We start from the raw sequence: 24281 nt of genomic DNA on the forward strand, positions 1-24281 counted from the left end.
GCTGTTTGCATTTACGGTTTCCGGCTCTTCCCCGTTGTTTTCCCGCACCGGATGGAGGAGTTTTGATGAAACCGTTTTGTCAAGAAAACACGTAATCTTCCCAGCTTCCACAAAACCGAATCAGGCTGTGCGAAATCGCCGGCCGGAAGTGTTAACCTATCAAAAAAGCGAAAGAAAACGGAGCAGCGATGGCGGTGTTAAGAATAAAAGTGCTACCTTTGCCACCGATAAACTTTGTATTCACAAAGAGGGGTGCTGCCCTTGCGGGCGGCTGAGATTATACCCGTATAACCTGATGCAGGTAATGCTGCCGTAGGAATTGCGCAACCCGTTTGCCGCACTTTATCATTATACCTCGTAGAATCATGCCCCTCTTTGCGCTTTGACGGAAAGAAGGGCATGACTTGTTTCAAGACATTGACAATCGCCGGCTCCGACTGTAGTGGCGGGGCAGGCATACAGGCCGACATCAAAACCATGTCGGCTCTGGGCTGCTATGCCGCCTCGGTGGTGACGGCTGTGACGGCACAAAACACGCTCGGCGTGAGTGCGATAGAGCCGGTGAGCCCCCCGATGGTGGCCGCCCAGATACGCGCCGTGATGGACGACCTGCGCCCCGATGCCGTGAAAGTGGGCATGGTGGCCGATGCCGCTACGGTGGATGCCGTGGCCGAGACCCTCCTATTATATAAGGTGAAGCACTTGGTGGTGGATCCCGTGATGGTGGCCACCACGGGCGGGTGTCTCATGCGCCCCGACGCGCTCGACGCGTTCTGCCGGCAACTGCTGCCGCAGGCCACGCTGCTCACCCCCAATCTGCCCGAAGCGGAGATGCTGACGGGCATCACCATCCGTTCGGTCGATGATGCCGACCTGGCCGCCCGTCTCCTCCTGCGCCGCGGCTGCCGGCAACTGCTCATCAAGGGCGGCCATCGGGAAGGCACCGAGAAGACCGACCGGCTCTATGTGGACGGTCGGCAGGTGGCCGAATTCACCGCTCCTGCTGTCGCCACGCGCCACACCCATGGCACGGGTTGCACACTCTCGAGTGCCATCACGGCATGGTTGGCCCGCGGATTGTCGCTCGCCGAGGCCGTCGGTGCGGCCAAAGGTTATGTCACGCAGGCCCTGCAGGCCGGAGCCGCCTTGGAAGTGGGCCGGGGACAGGGCCCCGTGAACCATTTCTTCGCCCCCGAAAAACTTATCACGCTATGACACCCGTTCAGTTCATCACCCACCACAACGCGCGTTTCAGCTATCTGGAAGGGGCCGTGCAGGCCCTGCTCGGCGGTTGCCGGTGGATTCAGCTGCGCATGAAAGAAGCCTCCGACGAGGAGTTTCTGGAGGTCGGACGACAGCTTGTGCCGCTCTGCCGCGCCCACGGTGCGCGGTTGACGGTGGACGACCGTGCCCACCTCGTGGCTCCTCTTGGAGCCGACGGTGTGCATCTCGGACGAGACGACATGCCGCCCGACGAAGCTCGCCGGCTGCTTGGCCCCCACGCCCTCATCGGGGGCACGGCCAACACCTTTACCGACATCGGGCGGCTTTGCACCCTCGGGGTGGATTACATCGGCTGCGGCCCGTTCCGCTTCACCGCCACCAAGCAGCGTCTGTCGCCCCTGTTGGGGCTCGACGGCTACCGGCGGCTCACGGCCCGGATGCGGGCGTCGGGTATGCACGTGCCCCTCGTGGCCATCGGCGGCATCACACTTGCCGACATTCCGGCCCTCATGGCTGCCGGAGTGGACGGCATCGCCGTGAGCGGGGCCGTGCTCGGGGCGGAACATCCGGCGGAGGAAATGAGGCGGATGGTGCATGGGACAATTTGCTGCCGACACAATCAAAACACATAAAACCAATGAACAACAACATCAGAATTTCTTATCCCTCATCGGAGAAGATGTACATGCAGGGCACGATCTATCCCGACCTCCGGGTGGGGATGCGCCGCATCATGCTCACGCCCACCGTGAAGACGGTGGGAGGCCGGCGCGTGGCGGTGGAGAACGAACCCGTGGTGGTCTACGACACGAGCGGGCCCTACAGCGATCCCGACGTGGAAATCGACCTTGCCCGCGGACTGCCGCCACTGCGAAAGCCGTGGACGCAACGCCGCCACGGCACACAGATGGCGTGCGCCCGGCAGGGCATCATCACCGAAGAGATGGAGTATGTGGCCATCCGCGAAAACATGAACTGCGAGGCGTTGGGCATCGAGACCCACATCACGCCCGAGTTTGTGCGCAGTGAGGTGGCGGCGGGTCGGGCTGTGATACCGGCCAATGTCAACCATCCGGAGTCGGAACCGATGATCATCGGCCCGGCCTTCCTTGTGAAAATCAATGCCAACATCGGCAACTCATCCTCCACGTCGGGCATCGGCGAGGAGGTGGAGAAGGCCGTGTGGAGCTGCAAGTGGGGCGGAGACACGCTCATGGATCTCTCCACGGGCACTGACATACACGAAACCCGTGAGCGGATATTGCGCAACAGTCCGGTGCCGGTGGGCACGGTGCCGATGTATCAGGCCTTCGAGAAGGTGGGCGGCCGGGTCGAAAGGCTCTCGTGGGAGGTGTTCCGCGACACACTCGTCGAGCAGTGCGAGCAGGGGGTGGACTACTTCACGATACACTGCGGCATCAGGCGGAAGAATGTGCCGCTGGCCAACGGTCGTCTCACAGGGATGGTGAGCCGCGGCGGAAGCATCATCTCAAAGTGGTGCATGGTACATGACGAGGAGAGTTTCCTCTACACTCACTTCGACAACATCTGCGACATCTGCGCCCGCTACGATGCGGCCATCTCGCTGGGCGACGGGTTGCGGCCCGGTTGCACGTTTGATGCCAACGACGCGGCGCAGTTTGCCGAACTCGACACCATGGGCGAACTCGTGGAACGGGCGTGGGCCAAAAACGTGCAGGTGTTCATTGAAGGCCCCGGACATGTGCCGATGCAGAAGATACGGGCCAACATGGACCGGCAGATAGCGAAGTGTCACGGTGCACCGTTCTACACGCTCGGCCCTCTCGTGACCGACATTGCGCCGGGCTACGACCACATCACCAGTGCCATCGGGGCGGCCCAGATAGGGTGGCAGGGCACGGCCATGCTCTGTTATGTCACGCCCAAGGAGCATTTGGCCCTGCCCGACAAGGAGGATGTGCGCACGGGTGTCGTCACCTACAAGATAGCCGCCCATGCAGCCGACCTGGCCAAAGGACACCCCGGAGCGGCCGTGCGCGACAATGCGCTGAGCAAGGCCCGCTACGAGTTTCGGTGGAAAGACCAGTTCAACCTCTCGCTCGACCCCGAACGTGCGGTCGAATACTACAAGACCTCCAACAGCGTGGGCGGAAAATACTGCACCATGTGCGGCCCCGACTTCTGCGCCATGCGCATCAGCGGAGAGTTGGAAGCGAGGGGTTGTGATTTAGGAGTTAAGGAGTTAAAGGGAGTTAAAGGGAGTTAAGGCAACAGCTTTGTCTCTTATAGCGCCCCTTGACGACTCCGACCGGCACGCAATCAGCAAAGCTGTTGTCTTAACTCCCTTTAACTCCTTAACTCCTAAAAAATACATTCATCAATCAACAAAGCAACAATGATAGAAAAACAAGTATCAAGAGGTATCATCCGTACCTATTTCGAGAAACTGGACCGTAATCTTGAACTCGATGTGGCCATCGTCGGCGGCGGGCCGTCGGGCATCGTGGCGGCCTACTACATGGCCAAAGCCGGTCTGCGTGTGGCACTCTTCGACCGCAAACTCTCTCCCGGCGGGGGCATGTGGGGCGGCGCGATGATGTTCAACCAGATTGTGGTGCAGCGCGAAGCCCTCGGCATCATCGAGGATTTCGGCATCCGCTATGAGCCCTACGAAGACGAACTGTTCACCGTGGACTCCATCGAGAGCACCTCGGCACTGCTCTACAAAGCCGTGCATGAGGGGGCCACGCTCTTCAACTGCTACTCGGTGGAAGACGTGGTGTTCAAAGACAATGCCGTGAGCGGGGTGGTGGTCAACTGGACACCCGTGCTGCGCGAGGGGCTGCATGTTGATCCGCTCAACATCATGGCGCGCTTTGTGGTCGACGGAACGGGGCACGACAGCGAAATGTGCAGGGTGGTGGCCCGCAAAAATGGCATTTCCCTTGCCACGGCTACGGGCGAAGTGGTGGGCGAGCGGTCGCTCGATGTGGTGGAAGGAGAGCGGCTCGTGGTCGAGGGCACCAAGGAAATCTATTCCGGTCTCTATGTCTGCGGCATGGCTTCCTCGGCAGTCTCGGGCACGCCCCGCATGGGACCCATCTTCGGCGGGATGCTCCTCTCGGGCAAAAAGGTGGCTGATGACATCATCGCCCGCATCAAGGGGCGGCTCTGATGAAGACCATCGTCATTACCTCGCCCGACCACCGGCCGGGCGAGGAGACCGTCATTCCACGGCTGTTGGAGGCCGGTGTGGACTTTGTTCACCTGCGCAAGCCTGCGTGGAGTGAGGCCGATTGCGCCCGGTTGCTGTCGCTTGTGCCTGCGTGGTGCCACGGCCGCATCGTCGTTCACGACCACTTTGTGCTCTGCCGCCGTTTCGCCTTGCGGGGCATCCACCTCAATGGCCGGTGTCCCGAGATTCCCGTGGGGTTTGAGGGGGCGGTCTCTCGTTCGTGCCATTCGCTGTGCGAGGTGGAGGAGGGCAAACCTTTGAGCAGCTATGTGTTCCTGAGCCCCGTCTTCGACAGCATCTCCAAACCGGGCTACCGGGCTGCTTTCACGCCCGCCGAACTGCAAAGTGCGGCCCGCCGGGGCATCATCGACAGGCGCGTGGTGGCCCTCGGCGGTGTGTCGGTGGACAATGTGGCGCTGCTCCGGACCTGCGGTTTCGGCGGCGTGGCACTCTTGGGAGAGGTGTGGAGACAGGCTGCCGGCGCACACTTTGGCGACTATCTCCGGCGGCTTGCAGCTCTCTGAAAACGTCGGCGGGATGGCCGGGCACGTGCGCTGCAAGCCGCCGGGGCCTTTTCCCGGTTTCTTGGGCAATGTGGAATGAAGATAGTTTGATATTTGTAATCAAACTGCTTGTTATTTGTTAAATACTCGAAAAACATTTCAAATAGTTAACATAATTGTGTTAACCATTTAAGAAAAAACGTATCTTTGTCACCGTATGAAGAAGAAAACCATTTGGACTATTGCCATTATCATGGGGCTCTCGTTCCTCGGACTGCTCTTCCTGCAACTGAACTACATCAGGGAAATGGCAGAGATGAAGAAGGAACAGTTTGACGAGTCGGTCAACAGAGCCCTCTATCAGGCATCCCGCAATCTCGAACTCAACGAGACGCTCCGCTATCTGGAGAAGGATGTCAACGAGACCGAGCGTCGCGCCTATCGCGTAGACTCTGCCGGCACTCGTTCAGGTATGCCCGATGGCACCGTGCAGCACTCCCACCAATATTCGGTGACGGGCAAGGACGGGACGGTCTATTCTTCGTTTGAACTGAAGACTATCAGCAGCAAGCCTTCGCAGATGCCCAAGGCGATGATCGTGAAGAACGACCGCAACTCCATCTCGGAGGCGCAGAAGTCGCTTCAGGAGATAGTGAAAAACCGCTACGTCTATCAGAAGGCATTGCTCGACGAGGTGGTCTACTCCATTCTCTACTCGGCATCGGAGAAGCCGCTCAAGGAGCGCATCAACTTCAAGTTGCTGGATCAAGACCTCAAGGCCGAGTTGATGAACAACGGTATCAACATCCCCTATCATTTCACGGTGTCTACACAAGACGGGCGCGAGGTGTACCGCTGTCCCGACTACACCGAAGACGGTGAGGAATACGCCTACTCGCAGGTGCTCTTCCGCAACGACCCGCAGTCGAAAATAGGCATCATCCGTGTGCATTTCCCCGACATGAACAGCTATGTGTTCTCGTCCGTGCGCTTCATGATTCCGTCCATCATCTTTACGCTGGTGCTGCTCGTGACGTTCATCTTCACCATCGTGGTCATCTTCCGGCAGAAACGGTACACCGAAATCAAGAACGATTTCATCAACAACATGACCCACGAGCTCAAGACTCCCATCGCGAGCATCTCGCTGGCGGCCCAGATGCTGAACGACAACAGTGTGACGAAGAGTCCTACGATGATGGCCCACCTCGGCGGGGTGATCAATGATGAGTCGAAGCGGTTGCGCTTCCTCGTGGAGAAGGTACTGCAAATGTCGATGTTCGACCGCAAGAAGGCGGTCTTCAAGAAGAAGGAACTCGACCTCAACGAACTGATAGAGAATATCGCCAACTCCTTTACGCTGCGCGTGGAGCACACGGGTGGCAAGGTGTACACGCAGATAGAGGCCATCGACTCCACCATCTATGTGGACGAGGTACACTTTCAGAACATGATATTCAACTTGTTGGACAACGCTGTGAAGTATCGCCGGCCCGACCAGCCGATTGACATCTACATCAAGACTTGGAACGACGACTCCAATCTCTACTTCTCCGTGCGCGACACAGGAATGGGCATCAAGAAGGAGAATCTGAAGAAGGTGTTCGAAAAGTTCTATCGGGTGCATACCGGCAATGTACACGACGTGAAAGGGTTCGGCCTCGGACTGGCCTACGTGAAGAAAGTGGTGGACCTGCACGACGGTGAAATCAAGGTGGACAGCGAACTGGGCAAGGGAACGAAGTTCACCGTCAAGCTGCCGGTGATCAAAGCCCCCTAAGTTAGGGGGGTGGGGGTCTGAACAAGCAACAGATGCCCTTTAGAAATAAGAGATCCATTCCTCCCATAAGTGGATGGTAAAGCCCCCTTTAGGGGGTTGGGGGTCTTTTTTTACTGATTATTCATTTAAACCAATACGATTATGGAAGAAAAATTGAAAATCCTGCTTTGCGAAGACGACGAGAATCTCGGCATGTTGCTTCGCGAATATCTGCAAGCCAAAAACTATACGGCTGTACTCTGTCCCGACGGTGAAGTGGGCTACAGAGAGTTTCTCAAAACCAAGTTTGACATCTGCGTGCTCGACGTGATGATGCCCAAGAAAGACGGCTTCACCCTGGCACAGGAGATTCGTCAGGCCAATGCCGAAATACCCATCATCTTCCTCACGGCCAAGACCTTGAAGGACGATATACTCGAAGGGTTCAAGATTGGTGCCGACGACTACATCACCAAGCCTTTCTCGATGGAGGAGCTTGTGTTCCGCATTGAGGCCATCCTGCGTCGTGTGCGCGGCAAGAAGAGCAAGGAGTCTACCCTCTATCGTCTCGGCCGCTTCATGTTCGACACCCAGAAGCAACTGCTCACCATCGGTGACAAGCAGACCAAACTCACTACCAAGGAGAACGAACTGCTGGCCCTGCTCTGCGCCCACCGCAACGAGATACTCCAGCGCGATTTTGCTCTGAAGACCATCTGGATAGACGACAACTATTTCAATGCTCGTTCGATGGATGTGTATATCACCAAACTGCGCAAGCATCTGCGTGACGATGACCAGATAGAAATCATCAACATCCACGGCAAAGGCTACAAACTCATCACGCCCGACGAGGATTGATGGAGCCCCCCGGCCGAAAGCCCCACCCCGGCCCTCCCTACAGGGATGGCCGGGGTGGGGCTGTGTGTTTCCGGTAGCTCGCACGACTGTCTATCAAATGGTGCCGTGCGTCAGTTGGCCGTAGAGGGTGTCGAAGGTGCGGCGCAGTTTGTCCTTGTCGTCGATGATGTTGTGTATCTCCTTGAGATACTGCTCGTTGGGACTGTTGGGTATCCACAGTTTGATGTAGCCCTCACGGGAATACTTTTCGAGGATATGGGTATGAAAGCGCGCCCACTGTTCCTCTTTTCCCATCTCCGGATTGTGCTCCAAGCCAAATTCCACGGCACGCCGGAACACCTCCTCGGGTTCAAGGTCGCGGTCGGCTTCGGCCACGAGCTTGCCGTAGATGCTGCGGGGCTGCCGGCTGCTCGATGCGCGGTGGTCTTCCACGGCCTCCTTCATCACGTGGAGCTGTTCGGCGGTAAACCACTTGCGCAGACGGGCGTCGGCCATGAGTATCTTCCCGCTCGTGATGTGGTGTATGGCTCGCGGACCGCTCATGCCCAAGTCGTGGTAGGCCGCGATGACATAGGCCATGTTGATGTCGGCCCCGACGGTCTGTGCCAACACGAGCGAGTTTTTGATGACACGGGTCACATGGCGCAGTCCGTGGCTATGTCCGAACTCCGTGTAGCGGGGCAGGATTTGCTTTTCGACAAATTCCATGATGTCGAGGCTGACCTGTTGTCTCATATTCCGATGATGATGCTAAGGGTGGTGAAAAGTCCGTAGATAAACATGTTGCGGGCCGTGCGGCCAAGGATGATGTTCAGGGGGCGGCCGTGATGGATGCGTCTCATGTCGCGCCATGCGAGCAGGTGGAAGGGCAGGTAGGCCAGTGCGAGATAGCCGTGGCCGGTCAGGAAGATATATGCCAAGGGCGCAAAGCCCAACAGAAGGTAGAGCCATTCGGTGGCTGTGGGGCCGATGCGCACCACGAGCGTGCGCTTGCCGTCGCGCCGGTCGTTGTCGCGGTCGCGGTAGTTGTTGACAAGCAACAGCGTGTCGATGACGAGGCCGCAGACAAGCGAGTGCAGAACCACATCGCGGGTGACGGTCTGGTGGTTCCACGGCAAACAGACATAATAGGTGCAACACACGGGCACAAGACCGAAGAACACGAGCACCAGCACATCGCCCAGTCCGAGATAGGAGAGTCGGGTGGTGTAGAGGAAGCAGAAGAACACGCACGCGAGTCCGACGGCCACCATCTGCGCCCCTCCGTAATAGGCCAGAGGCAGTCCCACAAGGCAAGCCAGAAATGTGGCGGCAAGGATGGCCTGTTTCATGGCGCGCTTCGTGATCCACCCCTCCGAACAGGCTCTCCGCGGACCCAACCGCGTGGCAGAGTCGTCGTTGCCTTTGAGTCCGTCGAAGTAGTCGTTGACGAGATTGGCGTCTATCTGCATGATAAAGGCAAAGAGGAAACAGAGCAAGGCAGGCGTCTGCTGGAACTCGTCGGCAGGCGTATCCTTCCATGCCAAGGCCACACCTATCATCACCGGCACGATGGCTCCGGTGAGAGTTTTCGGCCGGGTGGCAAGTAGCCAGGCTTTTAGTGAATTGGTTTCTATAATTTTTTCGTCGATCATTACGGACCCCCACCCCCCTAAAGGGGGCTTTGCCAACTGGGGAATGGCTTGTTATGTGTTGCTTGTTCAGATCCCCAACCCCACTAAAGGGGGCTTTAGCTGCTGGGGAGTAGCTTAGGGAGAAATGCTTGGATAGCTTGTTCAGACCCCCAACCCCCTAACTTAGGGGGCTTTAGCTGCTGGGGAGTAGCTTAGGGAGAAATGTTTAGAGAACTTGTTCAGACCCCCAACCCCCTAACTTAAGGGGCTTAGCCAACTATGGGCTTGGCAGGCTTTCCTCCGCGAGGCCCTCCCCTCCTTCGGAGGGGTCGGGGGAGGCCTCCCTAATTAAAGAAATTCCAGCTCACCCCGAAGCGGAAGATACCCTCGTTGAGGGGATAGTGCGGCACGAAGAAATACTCCTTGTTGCCGCTGCCGCTGTTCACATGGCTGTACATCACGAAGAAGCGCGTATGCTTCAAGTGGAAGTTGGCATAGACATTGATGAGCGGGTAGTTGCCTATCTGCACACGTGTGTCGGTGTTGCCCTGCACGGTGTAGACCCCTAATTGCGGTGAATAGTCGGGTGCGTAGTAGCGCGTGAAATAGCGCATGTCGGCTCCTAAATCAGTGGCCAGTACCCGGGCAATCTTGAAACGCAGGAAGATATTGGTGTAGGCATTGAGTGCCGGCACGGGTATCACATCCTGCTTGCTCGACTTCTGGTAGGTCAGGACACTCTCCCAGTGTACCGGACCGAACTTCACGTTCTGGCTCAACGACACGGTGATGAGGTTGATAGGTTCGCCGGTCTGCACGGGAGTCACCGTGGTTCCGCTGCGGGCGTAGGTCGAAGACACATTGTAACTCCGCGAGAAGTAGCTGTAATTCTTCAGTTCGTCAACGGCCACGCGCAACTGTGTCTGTGTCTTCTTCAGCGTGAAGATGCCTTGCAGCCGCGTGTGTATCACCTTGTCGAGACTGTTGTCCCACCACAGGTGGCGCGCATGGTAGTGGCGGTAGTAGAACGTGGGGTTCAGCCGGTGGAAGAATCCCGTAGCCGCCAGTTGCACGGTGTCGCCCAGCAGCGGGAAGTTGAGGTCGGCATTGCCGTCCACGCGCAGTGTGCCCGCATCCTCTCCGGCCACACCCACCTCCGCCGTCACGTTGTAGTGGAAAGTTTGTCCCTGCGCCTTGGTGAGTTGTCCGCCCACCGACACGCTGTGCTCGTTGTATTTGGAGACACCCCCTGTGCTGTCGGGCAGTTCGAAGTGGCGTAGGTCATGGGTGGCAAACAGCTTGATGCCTGATTTGGCCCACTTGTTGAAACCTTCGAGCAGGGCTATGGCAAGGGTGTTCCGGAGTTCGTAGTGGCGCGTCTTGTCGAAGATGGAGTCGCCCCGGGCTATGCCCGTGTTGGCATAATAGTCGTTGAGATAGTAGTTGGTCGGGGTGGCGTAGGCCTGATAGATGCGCCGGTAGTTGTCGAGCTGCACCGTGTGGATGAAGCTCGTCACGGGCACATATTCGTTTTTCAGCCATGAGGTGTCCTCCTTTTCCTTGGCGGCCCTGGCTATCAGACTGTCGGCTGCGGCCTTTCCGCCCACGGCTATGCGCCCGTTCGCCCCGCTTGTGGAGTCAGCCGGTTCGTCTCCTGCAATTTTCGCTCCGTCTGGCCGGCCTCCGAACGTCTGCCGTCGGACACTTCCTTTTTCGTCAAAGTTGCGCCCTTCGCGCTTGCTTCGGTTCTGCTCTTTCTCCTTCCGTTTGCGTTCCTCCTCTTCTTTTTTAGCCTCCATAGCGAATTTCTTCGCCTTGATTTCCTCCTGTGTCATAGGCACTTTTCGGTTGAAGCCCACGCTGTATCGGTGGGAGAGAAACACATGCTGATTGTCGTTCCGGTTCCAGTTTTGCGAGAGCACGGTGGGTATTTCGTCGGTCGAAAACGACTCGTTGAACGATTCCGGGTGCGTGATGTAGTAGTCATTGGTGATGCCACCGTTCTCTGTCACCTTTTGGTGGTTGGTGGAAAGCAACAGATGGGCCTGATATCGGTCGCCGAGATAGGAGCCCCACATGGTGTAGCCGAAGTGCGAGGTGGCTTGGTTGGTATAGTAGCCGCGCCCGTATTTGTAGTCGAAGCGGAAGCCCACGCCCAGCCGCCTGCCGGCATTGACGGCAAAGATGGCCTTGAAGTCGTCTTCGCCGTTGGTGCGGTCGCCCGCAGAGTTGAAGGTGATATTGGTGATGGGGGAGTAGGTGTTGGTGAAATGGTGGGTGGATACCGGTCTCACAAAATAGTCGAAGGGCGAGAGAAACATGAACTGCCGTTCCTCGGGCCGGTCGGCAAAGACGCGGTTGATGCGCGGTGCGCCCAGATTGCCCGTCGAGTTGTATTCCCCCCGCAGACCGGTGGTGAAGACACTGTTCATATACATGTGGGGCATGGTGTCCACTTCGGCCTTCGTGCGGTCGCCGAAGCGTTCGTCTATCGTCCACACATGCACCCCCTTGGGTATCTCTTTGTCTGAGTGGAGCGAGTCTTGCCGCCCATTGCGCCGGTCGGCGGTGGTGAGCGTGCCGTTTTCGTCTATTGAGTTGTAGCCGTTGTTATAATCGATTTGTGCCACAACCGGGGAGGTTGCGGCACAAAGAAGGCACAGAGCTATGAGAATCTTCTTCATTGATGGTTGGGTCAAAAGGGGCATCACCTGCGAATCATGCGCAGGGTGGCCTCCACAAATTTGATGACTACGCCGACTATCATCGTGATGACGGCTGCGCTTCTGTATGTCGTGAGCAGATAGAGCGCGATGCCCACCAAGGCCGTCACGATAAAAATAATGTTCAGAATGTTGCGCAATTTGTAGAACTGGTCGGGCTCACTATACCGTTGCTGGCGGTGATGCGGGCGCACGGCTGTCGACTCCTGCGACTTTTCGGCAGTTTGTCCGTTATGCTTCTCTTTTTCTGTCATGATCGGCTTCGTTTAGGGATGAATTATTGATGGATCAGCCGCGCGATATCGTTGAAGATCTCATTTCTCCGGTCGATGGTGGCGCGACGGAACTTGCCGTAGATGCGTGCCAACTCCGTTTTCTTCTTGTTCAGCGCGTAGCGGTCAGTGATGACCTCTTCGGCAGGAGCCTTGAAGCCCGTGGGGCGGTTTTCTTCGTAGGTGTAGACCATGCGCTCCATCGTCAGTTGCAGGTGATTGTCGGTGCATTTGGCGACGAGTATGTAGTCGAACTTGGAGCGGTCGAGAGAGAGGAAGGAGTTTTGGAACACCAGCCACTCTTTCACCGTGGCGGCGATGATACCCTCCGCCTTGTTCACCAGTGCCACCCGACTGCCCTCAAGTTGTCCGTCGGCGGTGGTGAGGCGGTTGAGGTAGTCGTACACGATGTCGTAGATCTGCCCGGCCGACTTGCCGGCTGCCTCCGTGTCGAGGGTAAACATCACCTTGCCGTCGGCTGTGGTGGATACCGCTCCGTCCAGATAGCGTACGTTGGGATTGACCTCCTGTGCCCCTTTGTTACGGTTGGCTGCCGGGGAGGAAGTCGTCTTGGAAGCCGATTCCGGTATGCTCCATCCTGCCGACGATTGCGTGGGGGCCATTTCGCGTTGCAGTTTTTCGGCCTCGGCATTGAGCCGGGCAGCCTCCGCCTTGGTCGCAGCAATCTTTTTCTGTATCTCCTCTGCCTTGGCTTTGGCTTGCGCTTCGGCCTTTTGTTTGGCGGCGGCATCTGCTTTCGCCTTGGCTTGCGCTTCGGCTCTGGCCTTGGCTTGTGCCGCTTCCGCCGCCTTTGCTTTGGCCTGTTCCACAGCCTTTTGGGCCTCCTTGAGCTGCTTCTGTGCCTGCTCAAGCTGCTCCTCGGGTGTCAGCACGGTCTGCGCCAACGCCATCATCGGCAGGCAGAGCATCAAGGCTATTACAAGTTTCTTCATAAATCGCAATATTTTTAGAGTCGATAAGTTCTGTCTTGCAAAGATAGGAATAATCTTTGAATAACCGGATTTGTTAAGCACAATTTAACGTTCGCGGCCCATCTGTCGACAGCCTGCCGCTCTCCGGCTTTCCTCCTGCCGCTTTTTATTTCTCCTCCAACTGTTTTTGCAGCCGGATGATTTCGTCGCGATACTGTGCTGCCTGAATGAAGTCGAGGTCTTTGGCGGCCTGCTTCATGAGCGCGGTGGTGTTGGCGATGCTCTTTTCGAGTTGCTCGCGGGTCATCTGCATCACTATCGGGTCGGCGGCAAAGGCAGCACTGTCGGGTTCGAGATAGGCCTGTAGGTTGGGGTAGTGTCCGCTGCGGGCTGCTGCCGTGCCATCTTCGTCGCCCTTGGTGGGCAGTGCCGACCTGATGGCCTTCACAATCTGTTGCGGTGTGATGCCGTGTTCCTCGTTGTATTTCAACTGTATCGAGCGGCGGCGGGCCGTCTCGTCGATGGTGCGCTGCATACTCTCGGTGATGGTGTCGGCATACATAATCACCTTGCCGTTGACATTGCGTGCGGCGCGGCCTGCCGTCTGCGTCAGACTGCGGTGCGACCGCAGGAAACCTTCCTTGTCGGCATCGAGGATGGCCACGAGCGAAACCTCGGGCAAGTCGAGCCCCTCGCGCAACAGGTTGACCCCCACGAGCACATCGTAGACGCCGGCCCGCAGGTCGTTCATGATTTTCACGCGGTCGAGTGTGGCCACATCACTGTGTATGTAGTTGGCTCTCACGTTGTTATTGAGCAAATATTCGGTCAGTTCTTCAGCCATCCGCTTGGTCAGCGTGGTCACCAGTACACGCTCGTTGCGGTGGCTTCGGGTGAGTATCTCGTCGAGCAGGTCGTCTATCTGGTTTTCGCTTGGGCGCACATCTATCTGCGGGTCGAGCAGTCCGGTGGGACGGATAATCTGTTCCACCACCACACCCTCGGCTTCGCGCAGTTCAAAGTCGGCCGGCGTGGCACTCACATAAATGGTCTGATGGAGCAGACTGAGAAACTCGTCAAACTTCAACGGACGGTTGTCGAAAGCTGCCGGCAGGCGGAATCCGTATTCCACGAGGTTTTGTTTGCGGGCCCGGTCGCCTCCGTACATGGCACTGATTTGCGGCACGCTCACGTGGCTCTCGTCCACCACAAGCAGGAAGTCTTTCGGGAAGAAGTCGAGCAGGCAGTAGGGGCGTTCGCCGGCCTGCCGCCCATCGAAGTAGCGCGAATAGTTTTCGATGCCCGAGCAGTGCCCCAGTTCCTTGATCATCTCCATGTCATACTCCACACGTTCCTTAATGCGCTGTGCCTTAATGGTGTCGCCTATCTCGTTGAAGTAGTCCACCTGCTTCACAAGGTCGTCCTGAATCATGCGTATGGCCTGCTCCGTCTGCTCTTTGGAAGTGACGAAGAGGTTGGCCGGATAGAGTTCATAGCTCTCAAACGACTCCACGCGGTGGAAGGTCTCTGCATCCACTTCCTCAATGGCATCGATTTCATCGTCCCACCACGTGACGCGCAGCACGTTGTCGCTGTAGGCCATGAATACATCCACCGTGTCGCCCTTCACGCGGAAGCAGCCCCGTTGCAGGTCGATGTCGTTGCGCACGTAGAGCGCATCCACCAGCCGTCGCAGAAACTCGTTGCGGTCGAGCGTCTCTCCCTTCTTGAGTTTGATCACGCTCTGCTGCATGGCCACGGGGCCTCCCATGCCGTAGATACATGAAACAGACGATACAACAATCACATCCTTCCGGCCTGACAACAGAGCAGATACGGCTGAGAGCCGCAGTTTGTCGATGTCGTCGTTGATGGCCAGGTCTTTCTCTATGTAGGTGTCGGTGGTGGGGAGATAGGCTTCGGGCTGATAATAGTCGTAATAGGACACGTAGTATTCCACCGCGTTGCGGGGGAAGAAGCCCTTCATCTCCTGATAGAGCTGTGCCGCAAGCGTTTTGTTGTGGCTGAGGATGAGCGTGGGTTTCTCCACATTCTGTATGACATTGGCCACGGTGAAGGTTTTTCCCGAGCCTGTCACGCCGAGCAACACCTGTGCCGGCATCCCGTCTTTGATGCCGTCGGTGAGCTGCCTGATGGCTTCAGGCTGGTCGCCGGTGGGCTTGTATTTTGATGTAAGTTCAAATTGCATAGTTACCGCAAAAGTACATAAAAAATCCGTAACTGACGAAGAAACAGCCGGAAATGATTTTCCCGTCTCGCCGCCGGTTTTTCATGCCGGGTGGATGCCTACTTGCACTGAAGGCCGACTTATCACAAAAAACAATAAAAAGGAGGCTGGGCATCCGCCCTGTCCCGCTTTTGGCATGGTGTTTGCAATGTCCTTTAGCGTGGTTTCCGGTTTTGGAATAGCCACCTTTTTGCGTTAAACGAACAAAAGAAAAGATAAAATGACGGTTCAAGAAATCCCCGTATTGCTGCTCACGGGCTACTTAGGCAGCGGCAAAACAACCCTTGTAAACAGAATCCTGACGAACGAGCGCGGCATCAAGTTTGCCGTGATAGTCAACGACATAGGGGAGGTCAATATCGACGCCGACCTCATAGAGAAAGGCGGCGTAGTGGGGCAGAAAGACGACTCGCTGGTGGCTTTGCAGAACGGTTGCATCTGCTGCACGCTGAAAATGGATCTCGTGGAGCAGCTCGCCGAAATCACAGCCATGCGCAAGTTTGACTATATCGTGATCGAGGCCAGCGGCATTTGTGAGCCTGCTCCCATCGCGCAGACCATCTGCTCCATTCCCGCGATGGGGCCGAAGTACATCAAAAACGGGCTCGTGCGCCTCGACTGCATCGCCACGGTGGTGGACGCACTGCGACTGAAAGACGAATTTGGCAACGGAGAGGAACTGGTGAAGGAGAACATCGGGGAGGAAGACCTCGAGAATCTTGTCATCCAGCAGATCGAGTTTTGTAACATCGTGCTGCTCAACAAGGCTGCCGAGGTGGAGCCTCGCGAACTGGGCCGCATCAAGGAGATTATCCGCGCCATCCAGCCCAAGGCTGAAATCATCGAGTGCAACTACGGCGATGTGGATCTCGGCAAGCTCATCGACACCCACATGTTCGACTTCGATGCCGTGGCCACCTCAGCAGCATGGATAGACGAGATAGAGAACCATCACGGCGAGGAGGACGAACACGGGGAAGGGAAGCATCACGACCACGACGAGGATGAGGAAGAACATCACGGTCACGACCACCATCATCACGACCATGACGACAATCACGGCCACTCCGGGGGGCACCATGCCGGGCACGCCCATCACCACCATCACCACCACGAAGGCGGCGAAGTGGAGGAATATGGCATCGGCACGTTTGTCTACTATCGCCGCCGGCCGTTCGATTTGGCTCTGTTCGACGAGTTTGTGGCCCGCAAGTGGCCCCGGAGTGTGATTCGCGCCAAGGGCATCTGCTACTTCCGCGACGAACCGGACACCTGCTACGTGTTTGAGCAGGCCGGCAAACAGATGGGGCTGCGCAATGCCGGCCGCTGGTATGCCACCATGCCCAAAGACGAACTGGATGCCCTGAAAGCCCGTGAGGAAGGCTTGCGCCGCGACTGGGACGAGACCTACGGCGACCGCATGCAGAAGCTCGTGTTCATCGGGCAGCATCTCGACAAGGAGGCCATCATCCGCGAACTCGACAAGTGTCTGGTCGACTGATGGCCCGTCGTTAGCGCATTCGGCCCGCATGGCGGCCGCAGAAATGATATTTCGACATGAGTAAGGGGAGCACACGGCGTGCTTCCCTTTTTCGTGTTTCTAATATATACGTGCGGATGCGGTTCCGTTCCAATAATTCAGGCTTGCTATTTTCACTCATTAGTCCCCTACAGGGAGGGTCAGGGTTTCCGCTAAACAAAAAGTCCTTCAAGGCAAATGCGCTTGAAGGACTTGTGCGGTGCGTACGAGACTCGAACTCGTGACCTCCTGCGTGACAGGCAGGCATTCTAACCAACTGAACTAACGCACCTTTGTGCTCTCTTGGAACGGGCCGATGGTGCGGTGCGTACGAGACTCGAACTCGTGACCTCCTGCGTGACAGGCAGGCATTCTAACCAACTGAACTAACGCACCTTGAAAAGGCCATTCCTTAATTGCGGTTGCAAAGGTAATAAGATTATTTGATACCACCAAACAATTTTTGTATTTTTTTATAGTGAAAAAACACCCGGCAGCGGATTGGGAGAAAACGGTTTTGAAGAACCGTTTGGTGGCCTTTCACACAGAGAAAGTCCCGGCAGCCATGCTCCGTCGAGAGGCGGAGACAGCTGCCGGGACTTTCGTCATGTCCGGCTCCTGCACAGGAGTGCGGGCGGTGGATGTTGCCGGTGGAGTAGGGAGACCTACACGATGCCTTGGGCCATCATGGCCTTGGCCACCTTGAGGAAACCTGCCACATTGGCACCTTTCACGTAGTTGATATAGCCGTCGGGCTGTGTGCCATACTTCACGCAGTTGGCATGGATGTCGTCCATGATGTCGTGGAGTTTTTGGTCCACTTCCTCGCGGCTCCAGCGCAAGCGTTCCGAGTTCTGGCTCATCTCCAGTCCCGACACGGCCACGCCGCCGGCATTGGAGGCCTTGCCCGGGCAATAGAGTATCTTGGCATCTTGGAACACCTTGATGGCTTCGGGCACGGTGGGCATATTGGCCCCCTCGGAGACGGCGATCACGCCGTTGGCCACGAGTGCCTTGGCTGCTTCCTCGTTGATTTCGTTCTGGGTGGCGCAGGGCGTGGCGATGTCGGCCTTCTCAAACCAAGGCTTGGCCCCCTCCACATATTTCACGCCGTATTTCTCGGCATACTCTCTGATGCGTCCGCGCTCCACGTTTTTCAGCTCCATCACGTAGGCTAGTTTCTCGGCATCGATGCCGTCGGGGTCGTAGATGTAGCCATCGGAGTCGGACAGCGTGACGGCTTTGGCACCCAGTTGGATGAGTTTCTCCACCGTGTATTGGGCCACGTTGCCCGAACCGGAGACGAGCACCGTCTTGCCGGCGAGGTCTTTGCCTGCCGTCTTGAGCATGTTCTGGAGGAAGTACACGTTGCCATAGCCCGTGGCTTCGGGGCGGATGCGCGAACCGCCGAACTCCTGCCCCTTACCCGTGAGGATGCCCTCGAAGCGGTGGGTGAGCTTCTTGTACATACCGAACATGTAGCCCACTTCGCGGCCACCCACGCCGATGTCGCCTGCGGGTACGTCTTCATCGGGTCCGATGTGTCGGTAGAGTTCGGTCATGAAAGCCTGACAGAAGCGCATCACCTCGGCATTGCTCTTGCCACGGGGCGAGAAGTCGGAACCGCCCTTGGCACCGCCCATGGGGAGCGTCGTGAGTGAGTTCTTGAATGTCTGCTCGAAGGCGAGAAACTTCAGGATGGAAAGGTTCACCGATGCGTGGTAGCGCAGACCGCCCTTGTAGGGGCCGATGGCGTTGTTGTGCTGCACGCGGTAGCCCATGTTGGTCTGCACGTTGCCGCGGTCGTCGATCCAAGTGACGCGAAACTGCACCAGACGGTCGGGAATGCAGAGGCGCTCGATGAGGTTGGCCTTTTCAAACTCGGGATGCTTGTTATACTCCTCCTCGATGGTGCCCAGCACCTGACTCACAGCCTGAATATACTCCGGCTCGTTCGGGAATCTTTGTTTCAGACTCTCCACCACTTCTGTAGCTTTCATCATCTTTTTACTTTTTATAGGTTGGTTTACTTCTTCTTTCGTGTAATTGTTGTCAGCAGACGGCTCGAGACCTTCGTCTCGCTTTTTTGCCGTGGTTGCGATTGCAAAGGTATAGGTTTTCTTTTGAAAAACAATCAAAAAGACAGAGAAAGTGCTTGAAAAGTAGAAAAAAGTAACTTTCAGTTGCTGCGATGGTCCGATTTTTTGTTGTTCGGGTTCTTTACACCTTATTATATATATAGAAGGGGTGTCTGCTGATGAGGTGAAACAAGTTTAAGACATGTTAAACGGCGATGCCTTCAGACAAGATTTTCCCGCCCCGTGAGTTTAAGTCGGTGGAAAGAACAAACAAAGTAATTGTAAATTAAAGGACAAAGACAATGAAAAAGAGAATGATGTGGTGTGTGGCTGCTGCGGCAGCGGTGATGATGGTCGTGTCGGCGTGCGCTTCGGGGCTCCGGCAGACAAAGGGCGCAGGGAAAGGCATAGCCTACACCGTGGCGCAGCGATATTTCCTCAATGGCGATGTGAGAATGCCCGCTTCAGCCAAGGTGGACAATGAGGCCGACTTCAACCGCCTTTTCGGTATGGCAACGGTGATGGGCCCCGACGGTCAGCCCACGCCCATCGACTTCGCCCGCAGCTTCGCCATCTTCGTGGCACTGCCCGAGACCGACCGCTCCACCGACATCACGCCCGGCAAGCTGACAGTCGCTGCCGACGGCACATTGAGGTTCACCTATCGCGTGAAGCGTGGCGACAAACGGTCGTACACCATCCGTCCGCTGCTGCTTATCTTCGTGGACAAAGCCTATGCGGGGCGTAAGGTGGTGACGGAGGAAATCTGAAGCAGGCCGGGTGGCGAGGCAAGCCATGGCGGGTGGCGGAACCTGTGTGGGAGCATTGGTTTCCGACAGTCGCTTCTTGGGATGTCCGCATTTTTCGCTCATGATTTGCATTTCGCCCATTTATGTTGTATCTTTGCAATGGCAAAGGGAGCGCGCAGGCGTTCCCTTTTTTTGATTACCAATCCACCAACGGACAATTAGAGCCGAATGGCCGTTGTGGAAGGGGCTTTTTGAACTTCTCGTTCGGCCCGAGTGAGCTCTTGAGTGTGGCCGTTTTGCGATGTCGGTCGGGCTTGATGAGAAAATTGATGGGGAGGATAAGGCGAATAAGACGGATGATTTTGTGTAAATAAACGGATGTAGAGAAAAACCGTGTCAGGCTTTTTCTAAAGATTTAATAGTTCGTGCTATAGGTGGCCTTGCCCCGCCTCCTCTCCAAGGGGAGAGGGAGAGTGATTGGTCCAACGAAAGCGGAAGCGTATGCCCCAAACGGAAAAGGCCCTATCCCGGGAAGGTCGCCAATCCTTGAAAGGGAGCGGGCTCTTCCGGCGTGCGTTTTCCCGACAGTGCTAATATAGCTTAAAAAATGAAAGTGAAAAGAGTAGTCATGGTGTTTTTTCGCTACATTTGCAGAATAAATGCCGGATAAGAAAAACTCATGGGCGAGCCTTTGTTAGTGACCATACAGCAAAGGGGCCGACATCGCAAGGCATATAGAAAGCAAATTTACAAATTAAAGCATCAAAAGCGGGATGGAAGTCAGTTTTTTCGATCTTTTCTACAGTCTGTGGACATTAGGCCTTTTACTGTTTATAGCCGTGCAGTTGGTCAAACGGGCAGGTGTCATTTCTAAAGCCGTCAAGGCCAAAGATGTAGGCTGCATCAAGATCAACTCTTTGTTGCTTGGCGTGTGTCTGCTGGGCTTTTGTTTGTGGATGTCCATAGACCGTGTTACAGACAGTGTAGGGAGGGTCTGGTGTTACCTTGTCAATTAAGGCATGTTCTAAAAACTCCCCGTAAAGGAGCGTCGGCCATAAAAGCATTCCACTCTTTGTGTCTTTTTGCTTTTATTCGGCATCTATATTAAGGTGGGAAGATGAAGAGATGAAAATGAAAACGGCAGCCGTGTGGCTGCCGTCAGATAAGAGGGTGCATTAGAGTTTTGATGTATCCCGCGTTTTGCATCCGCTCGTAGAGGATTGGATGGGGCGGAGGGTGGTTGTTCAGACCCCCAACCCCCTAACTTAGGGGGCTTTCCTCACCTCACTCTCTTCACCCCATCGACAATCACGATGCCGCGGTAGCTGTCCGTCACCCGGCGGCCCTGCAAATCGTAGGCTATGCCCGTGCCACGTGCCGTGGTCTTCACGTTGCTGATACCCGTCTCGGTGCTTTTCGACTTGAAAAGCATATAGACCGGATTCCCGTTGAATGTCGCCGTGAGTCTGCTTGTCAGTTGGCGGGAGGGCAGGGCTATCTTGCAATCGGTGAGGGCAAACTGCATATTGGCCACCAACCCGCTGCCCTTGAAGGGCACGTCAAGACTCTCAGGCGCAGTCTGTCTGAGCCGATAGCCGTCGGCATCGCGCTCCACACGCAGGTTTTTGAGCGTGACATCAGTAAGTTCATAAATACCTATTTTGAGTCCGCCGATGGTGAGTGAGGCCGTCTCCGCCCCCTCATCCACGGCAATCGTCAGTGTGGACGGATATTTCACGCCCGTCTCCTTCACCGGCAGTGTGAAACCCTGATAGCGGTTGCAGTTGTATTTCCCGTTGATGGGCGAGGTGGGCGACTGTGCCGAAGCGGCAACTATGAATGCTGACAGGAGCATACCGAATACAAATCTTTTCATTTTGATGTGTTTGTTTGAATATGATGTGGAAGCCCGTCGGCCCCCGTTTCTCTTTTCCGGATATTGGTCCCGGTTGTCGGTCCGGTGCCATTTTTCCGTTGCAAAGGTATGAATATTCTGTTATAATCTACTTTTCGCTATCCGTTATTTCGCTAAAATTGGTCTGAAAGCGATATGTTTTAACTGTTTTTTAGACTTCTCCGCATCGGAATGCCACGCGCGGATTACTTTTTTAACTCTATCAAGCCCCACTTTTTATGTACGGATCGTGTTGTGGAATGGGCAGACAGGGGGATGCCGCTTCCATTGCCGGCTTTGCAGAGAAGCCTTAGCCCACGCCCAATAGTCCTTGCATAAAAAGGAGAATAATCAGGGAGGATGTTTTAAGAGCGTGCCGCTTTGCATAAAGGCTGCTAAAAAACAGAACCACAAATTAGCATAATTACTTTTTTTTCATTATATTTGCAAAATCTTTTCGTTTCAAACAGTGAGATAATCGGTAAGTTATGAATAACCACATTGTGATAATGGCAGGAGGCGTAGGCAGTCGTTTCTGGCCCATGAGTACGGTTGAGAGACCTAAGCAATTTATTGATGTCCTTGGTGTGGGGCGCTCCTTGCTCCAGCTCACCTACGACCGCTTTGCAGGCATTTGCCCTCCCGAGCGTGTGTGGGTGGTCACCAATCGCAAGTATTTCGCCCTCGTCCATGAGCAGTTGCCCGATGTGCCGGAAGGCAATATCCTGCTGGAACCCTGCCGCCGCAACACTGCGCCGTGCATCGCCTACGTGAGTTGGCGCATCAAGGCCATCGACCCCAAGGCCAATGTGGTGGTGACGCCCTCGGATGCCTTTGTGGCCAACGTGGAGGAGTTCCGCCGCGTGGTGGGGCAGTGCCTCAAGTTTACGGGCGAGACCGATGCCATTGTCACGCTCGGCATGGAGGCCACGCGCCCGGAAACGGGCTACGGCTACATACAGGCCGACCTCGGGTCGCCCTCGGCCCGCAACAAGGAGATATTCCGCGTGGACTCGTTTCGGGAAAAGCCCGACTTGCAGACGGCCACGCAATATATCCGGCAGAACAACTTCTTCTGGAATGCGGGCATCTTCATCTGGAGCGTGGGCACCATCGTCAACGCCTTCCGCGTCTACCAGCCGTCCATCTCGCGCGTGTTCGAAAGTATGCTCGACATCTACGGCACGGAGGAGGAGCAGCGGCAGATAGACTTGCGCTACCCCGAGTGTGAGAGCATTTCGGTGGACTATGCCATCATGGAGAAGGCCGAGGAGATTTTCGTGTGCCCGGCCTCGTTCGGATGGACCGACCTCGGCACGTGGGGCAGTCTGCTCATGCAGACCAAGCACGACCTCTACGGCAACTCGCTCATCGGACAAAACATCCAGATGTTTGACTCGAAAAACAACATCGTGCATACCACACAAGAGAAAAAAGTGGTCATTCAAGGCCTCGAAGGATATATCGTGGCCGAGAAAGACGACACCTTACTTATATGCAAACTCTCGGAAGAGCAGCGCATCAAACAATTCAGCGGAGAATAAACAGACACAGCGATGGATAAAAAAACGGCCCTCATCACGGGCGCCACAGGACAGGACGGCTCTTATCTGGCCGAATTTTTGTTGGAAAAAGGATATAGCGTGCATGGCACCATACGTCGCTCGTCGGTGGACTTCCGCGAGCGCATTGCCCATCTTGAGGGTCGGCCACATTTCCATCTGCATTATGCTGACCTCAGCGACTCCATGAGTATTCTCGGGGTGATAGGCAAGGTGCGCCCTACGGAGATTTACAACCTCGCCGCGCAGAGCCATGTGCAGGTGAGCTTCGACGCTCCCGAGTTCACGGCCGATGTAGATGCGACGGGCGTGCTCCGCGTGCTGGAGGCCGTCAGACAGCTTGGTTTGGGCGACAGCTGCCGCATCTATCAGGCCAGCACGTCGGAACTTTACGGCAAGGTGGAGGAGGTGCCGCAGAACGAGAATACGCCTTTCCACCCCTACAGTCCCTACGCCGTGGCCAAACTCTACGGTTTCTGGATCGTGAAGGAATACCGTGAGGCCTACAACATGTTCTGCTGTTCGGGCATCCTGTTCAACCACGAGAGCGAGCGGCGCGGGGAAACCTTCGTGACGCGCAAGATCACGCTTGCCGCGGCCCGCATCAAGCAGGGCAAGCAGGACAAGCTCTATTTGGGCAACCTAAGCAGTCTGCGCGACTGGGGCTACGCCAAGGACTATGTGGAGTGCATGTGGCTCATCCTGCAAAACAAGACCCCCGAAGACTTTGTCATCGCCACGGGCGTGCAGCACAGCGTGCGCGAGTTCTGCTACCATGCCTTCAAGCGTGTGGGCATCGAACTGGAGTTCACCGGCGAGGGCATGGACGAGAAGGGCATCGACAAGGCTACGGGCCGTGTGCTCGTGGAGGTTTCGCCCGACTTCTACCGTCCCACCGATGTGGTCAACCTCTGGGGTGACCCCACCAAGGCCAAGGCTAAGTTGGGCTGGAACCCGAGTAAGACCTCCTTTGAGGAGCTCGTCAACCTCATGGTGGACAGCGATATGGCCAAGGTGGCCTCGGAAGGGGCTGCCGAAAAGGTGCGCACCAACCTCGCCGAGTATCTCGAGAAAGGAATTGTGAAGTAATTATATAAATTAAGGAGGCCGTTAGGCCTCCTTTTAGC

The 24281-nt window shown here is 56.1% G+C and carries 20 protein-coding genes, 2 tRNA genes and 1 riboswitch; of the genes, 12 read left to right on the forward strand and 10 right to left on the reverse strand.

The genetic code is table 11. From position 1 onward, the window contains the following. The first annotated feature begins 238 nt into the window (after nt 1-238). A riboswitch (TPP riboswitch) is annotated at nt 239-336 on the forward strand. A gap of 63 nt (nt 337-399) precedes the next feature. The 7 genes from thiD to rprY all read left to right on the forward strand — a co-directional run bounded on the left by thiD (nt 400) and on the right by rprY (nt 7564). Beyond that, complete coding sequence (gene thiD, locus HMPREF6485_RS12295) at nt 400-1215, forward strand: bifunctional hydroxymethylpyrimidine kinase/phosphomethylpyrimidine kinase (RefSeq protein ID WP_004346899.1); 816 nt, start codon at nt 400-402, stop codon at nt 1213-1215. Continuing rightward, nucleotides 1212-1856 (forward strand): thiamine phosphate synthase, encoded by a 645-nt coding sequence (locus HMPREF6485_RS12300; protein ID WP_004346900.1) that lies wholly within the window; start codon nt 1212-1214, stop codon nt 1854-1856. Before thiD ends, HMPREF6485_RS12300 begins: the two co-directional genes overlap by 4 nt. Before the next feature lie 5 nt (nt 1857-1861). After that, complete coding sequence (gene thiC, locus HMPREF6485_RS12305; RefSeq protein WP_004346901.1) at nt 1862-3472, forward strand: phosphomethylpyrimidine synthase ThiC; 1611 nt, start codon at nt 1862-1864, stop codon at nt 3470-3472. A gap of 129 nt (nt 3473-3601) precedes the next feature. Further along, nucleotides 3602-4381, forward strand: coding sequence for a sulfide-dependent adenosine diphosphate thiazole synthase (locus tag HMPREF6485_RS12310; RefSeq protein WP_004346902.1), 780 nt, complete (start codon nt 3602-3604; stop codon nt 4379-4381). Next, nucleotides 4381-4965, forward strand: a complete 585-nt coding sequence (locus HMPREF6485_RS12315) for a thiamine phosphate synthase (protein ID WP_004346903.1) — start codon at nt 4381-4383, stop codon at nt 4963-4965. The genes HMPREF6485_RS12310 and HMPREF6485_RS12315 overlap by 1 nt, the downstream gene beginning before the upstream one ends. Before the next feature lie 196 nt (nt 4966-5161). Beyond that, the gene (locus HMPREF6485_RS12320) at nt 5162-6724 is read left to right on the forward strand and encodes a sensor histidine kinase (protein ID WP_004343046.1); all 1563 of its coding nucleotides are present in this window, start codon (nt 5162-5164) and stop codon (nt 6722-6724) included. A gap of 141 nt (nt 6725-6865) precedes the next feature. Further along, complete coding sequence (gene rprY / locus HMPREF6485_RS12325) at nt 6866-7564, forward strand: response regulator transcription factor RprY (RefSeq protein ID WP_004343045.1); 699 nt, start codon at nt 6866-6868, stop codon at nt 7562-7564. Nucleotides 7565-7657: 93 nt separating this feature from the next. Here the strand turns inward: rprY and HMPREF6485_RS12330 are convergent, their stop codons facing one another. The 6 genes from HMPREF6485_RS12330 to uvrB form a co-directional block, all read right to left on the reverse strand. Then, nucleotides 7658-8299, reverse strand: a complete 642-nt coding sequence (locus tag HMPREF6485_RS12330; protein ID WP_004346904.1) for an HD domain-containing protein — start codon at nt 8297-8299, stop codon at nt 7658-7660. Next, nucleotides 8296-9198, reverse strand: coding sequence for a 1,4-dihydroxy-2-naphthoate octaprenyltransferase (gene menA / locus HMPREF6485_RS12335; protein ID WP_004346905.1), 903 nt, complete (start codon nt 9196-9198; stop codon nt 8296-8298). Before menA ends, HMPREF6485_RS12330 begins: the two co-directional genes overlap by 4 nt. Nucleotides 9199-9521: 323 nt before the next feature. After that, nucleotides 9522-11861, reverse strand: coding sequence for a putative porin (locus HMPREF6485_RS12340; protein WP_044126111.1), 2340 nt, complete (start codon nt 11859-11861; stop codon nt 9522-9524). Between the two features lie 23 nt (nt 11862-11884). Further along, a complete protein-coding gene (locus tag HMPREF6485_RS12345) occupies nt 11885-12154 on the reverse strand; it encodes a hypothetical protein (RefSeq protein ID WP_004343040.1) in 270 nt (89 codons plus the stop codon). Between the two features lie 23 nt (nt 12155-12177). Further along, nucleotides 12178-13125, reverse strand: a complete 948-nt coding sequence (locus HMPREF6485_RS12350; protein WP_004346907.1) for a DUF4468 domain-containing protein — start codon at nt 13123-13125, stop codon at nt 12178-12180. A 145-nt stretch (nt 13126-13270) separates the two neighbouring features. Next, on the reverse strand, nt 13271-15313 hold the full coding sequence (uvrB, locus tag HMPREF6485_RS12355; protein ID WP_004346908.1) for an excinuclease ABC subunit UvrB: 2043 nt from the start codon (nt 15311-15313) through the stop codon (nt 13271-13273). A 259-nt stretch (nt 15314-15572) separates the two neighbouring features. On the opposite strand from uvrB, the gene HMPREF6485_RS12360 reads away from it, so the two are divergent. Then, nucleotides 15573-16853, forward strand: a complete 1281-nt coding sequence (locus tag HMPREF6485_RS12360; protein ID WP_004346909.1) for a CobW family GTP-binding protein — start codon at nt 15573-15575, stop codon at nt 16851-16853. 236 nt (nt 16854-17089) lie between these two features. On the opposite strand, the gene HMPREF6485_RS12365 is transcribed toward HMPREF6485_RS12360, so the two are convergent. The 3 genes from HMPREF6485_RS12365 to HMPREF6485_RS12375 form a co-directional block, all read right to left on the reverse strand. Beyond that, nucleotides 17090-17163 (reverse strand) — tRNA-Asp (locus HMPREF6485_RS12365). Between the two features lie 30 nt (nt 17164-17193). Further along, a tRNA-Asp gene (locus HMPREF6485_RS12370) sits at nt 17194-17267 on the reverse strand. 269 nt (nt 17268-17536) lie between these two features. Further along, the gene (locus HMPREF6485_RS12375) at nt 17537-18871 is read right to left on the reverse strand and encodes an NADP-specific glutamate dehydrogenase (RefSeq protein WP_004343240.1); all 1335 of its coding nucleotides are present in this window, start codon (nt 18869-18871) and stop codon (nt 17537-17539) included. Between the two features lie 380 nt (nt 18872-19251). Here HMPREF6485_RS12375 and HMPREF6485_RS12380 point away from each other — a divergent pair, with 380 nt between their 5' ends. Next, the gene (locus tag HMPREF6485_RS12380) at nt 19252-19719 is read left to right on the forward strand and encodes a hypothetical protein (protein ID WP_004346912.1); all 468 of its coding nucleotides are present in this window, start codon (nt 19252-19254) and stop codon (nt 19717-19719) included. 752 nt (nt 19720-20471) lie between these two features. Next, entirely contained in the window at nt 20472-20714 is a 243-nt protein-coding gene (locus tag HMPREF6485_RS12385) for a hypothetical protein (protein WP_004346913.1), read from the forward strand. A gap of 263 nt (nt 20715-20977) precedes the next feature. Here the strand turns inward: HMPREF6485_RS12385 and HMPREF6485_RS12390 are convergent, their stop codons facing one another. Then, complete coding sequence (locus HMPREF6485_RS12390) at nt 20978-21574, reverse strand: hypothetical protein (RefSeq protein ID WP_004346914.1); 597 nt, start codon at nt 21572-21574, stop codon at nt 20978-20980. A gap of 506 nt (nt 21575-22080) precedes the next feature. Here HMPREF6485_RS12390 and HMPREF6485_RS12395 point away from each other — a divergent pair. Beyond that, nucleotides 22081-23136: a mannose-1-phosphate guanylyltransferase gene (locus tag HMPREF6485_RS12395; protein ID WP_004346915.1), complete on the forward strand. Its 1056-nt coding sequence runs from the start codon at nt 22081-22083 to the stop codon at nt 23134-23136. A gap of 12 nt (nt 23137-23148) precedes the next feature. Continuing rightward, nucleotides 23149-24243: a GDP-mannose 4,6-dehydratase gene (gene gmd / locus HMPREF6485_RS12400; protein WP_004346916.1), complete on the forward strand. Its 1095-nt coding sequence runs from the start codon at nt 23149-23151 to the stop codon at nt 24241-24243. Nucleotides 24244-24281 lie beyond the last annotated feature (38 nt).

This window comes from Segatella buccae ATCC 33574, assembly GCF_000184945.1.
In the GTDB taxonomy this organism is placed as follows: domain Bacteria; phylum Bacteroidota; class Bacteroidia; order Bacteroidales; family Bacteroidaceae; genus Prevotella; species Prevotella buccae.

Coding starts and splice junctions, on each gene's coding strand:
- thiD (WP_004346899.1), top strand. CDS start 400: ATGACTTGTTTCAAGACATTGACAATCGCCGGCTCCGACTGTAGTGGC.
- HMPREF6485_RS12300 (WP_004346900.1), top strand. CDS start 1,212: ATGACACCCGTTCAGTTCATCACCCACCACAACGCGCGTTTCAGCTAT.
- thiC (WP_004346901.1), top strand. CDS start 1,862: ATGAACAACAACATCAGAATTTCTTATCCCTCATCGGAGAAGATGTAC.
- HMPREF6485_RS12310 (WP_004346902.1), top strand. CDS start 3,602: ATGATAGAAAAACAAGTATCAAGAGGTATCATCCGTACCTATTTCGAG.
- HMPREF6485_RS12315 (WP_004346903.1), top strand. CDS start 4,381: ATGAAGACCATCGTCATTACCTCGCCCGACCACCGGCCGGGCGAGGAG.
- HMPREF6485_RS12320 (WP_004343046.1), top strand. CDS start 5,162: ATGAAGAAGAAAACCATTTGGACTATTGCCATTATCATGGGGCTCTCG.
- rprY (WP_004343045.1), top strand. CDS start 6,866: ATGGAAGAAAAATTGAAAATCCTGCTTTGCGAAGACGACGAGAATCTC.
- HMPREF6485_RS12330 (WP_004346904.1), bottom strand. CDS start 8,299: ATGAGACAACAGGTCAGCCTCGACATCATGGAATTTGTCGAAAAGCAA.
- menA (WP_004346905.1), bottom strand. CDS start 9,198: ATGATCGACGAAAAAATTATAGAAACCAATTCACTAAAAGCCTGGCTA.
- HMPREF6485_RS12340 (WP_044126111.1), bottom strand. CDS start 11,861: ATGAAGAAGATTCTCATAGCTCTGTGCCTTCTTTGTGCCGCAACCTCC.
- HMPREF6485_RS12345 (WP_004343040.1), bottom strand. CDS start 12,154: ATGACAGAAAAAGAGAAGCATAACGGACAAACTGCCGAAAAGTCGCAG.
- HMPREF6485_RS12350 (WP_004346907.1), bottom strand. CDS start 13,125: ATGAAGAAACTTGTAATAGCCTTGATGCTCTGCCTGCCGATGATGGCG.
- uvrB (WP_004346908.1), bottom strand. CDS start 15,313: ATGCAATTTGAACTTACATCAAAATACAAGCCCACCGGCGACCAGCCT.
- HMPREF6485_RS12360 (WP_004346909.1), top strand. CDS start 15,573: ATGACGGTTCAAGAAATCCCCGTATTGCTGCTCACGGGCTACTTAGGC.
- HMPREF6485_RS12375 (WP_004343240.1), bottom strand. CDS start 18,871: ATGAAAGCTACAGAAGTGGTGGAGAGTCTGAAACAAAGATTCCCGAAC.
- HMPREF6485_RS12380 (WP_004346912.1), top strand. CDS start 19,252: ATGAAAAAGAGAATGATGTGGTGTGTGGCTGCTGCGGCAGCGGTGATG.
- HMPREF6485_RS12385 (WP_004346913.1), top strand. CDS start 20,472: ATGGAAGTCAGTTTTTTCGATCTTTTCTACAGTCTGTGGACATTAGGC.
- HMPREF6485_RS12390 (WP_004346914.1), bottom strand. CDS start 21,574: ATGAAAAGATTTGTATTCGGTATGCTCCTGTCAGCATTCATAGTTGCC.
- HMPREF6485_RS12395 (WP_004346915.1), top strand. CDS start 22,081: ATGAATAACCACATTGTGATAATGGCAGGAGGCGTAGGCAGTCGTTTC.
- gmd (WP_004346916.1), top strand. CDS start 23,149: ATGGATAAAAAAACGGCCCTCATCACGGGCGCCACAGGACAGGACGGC.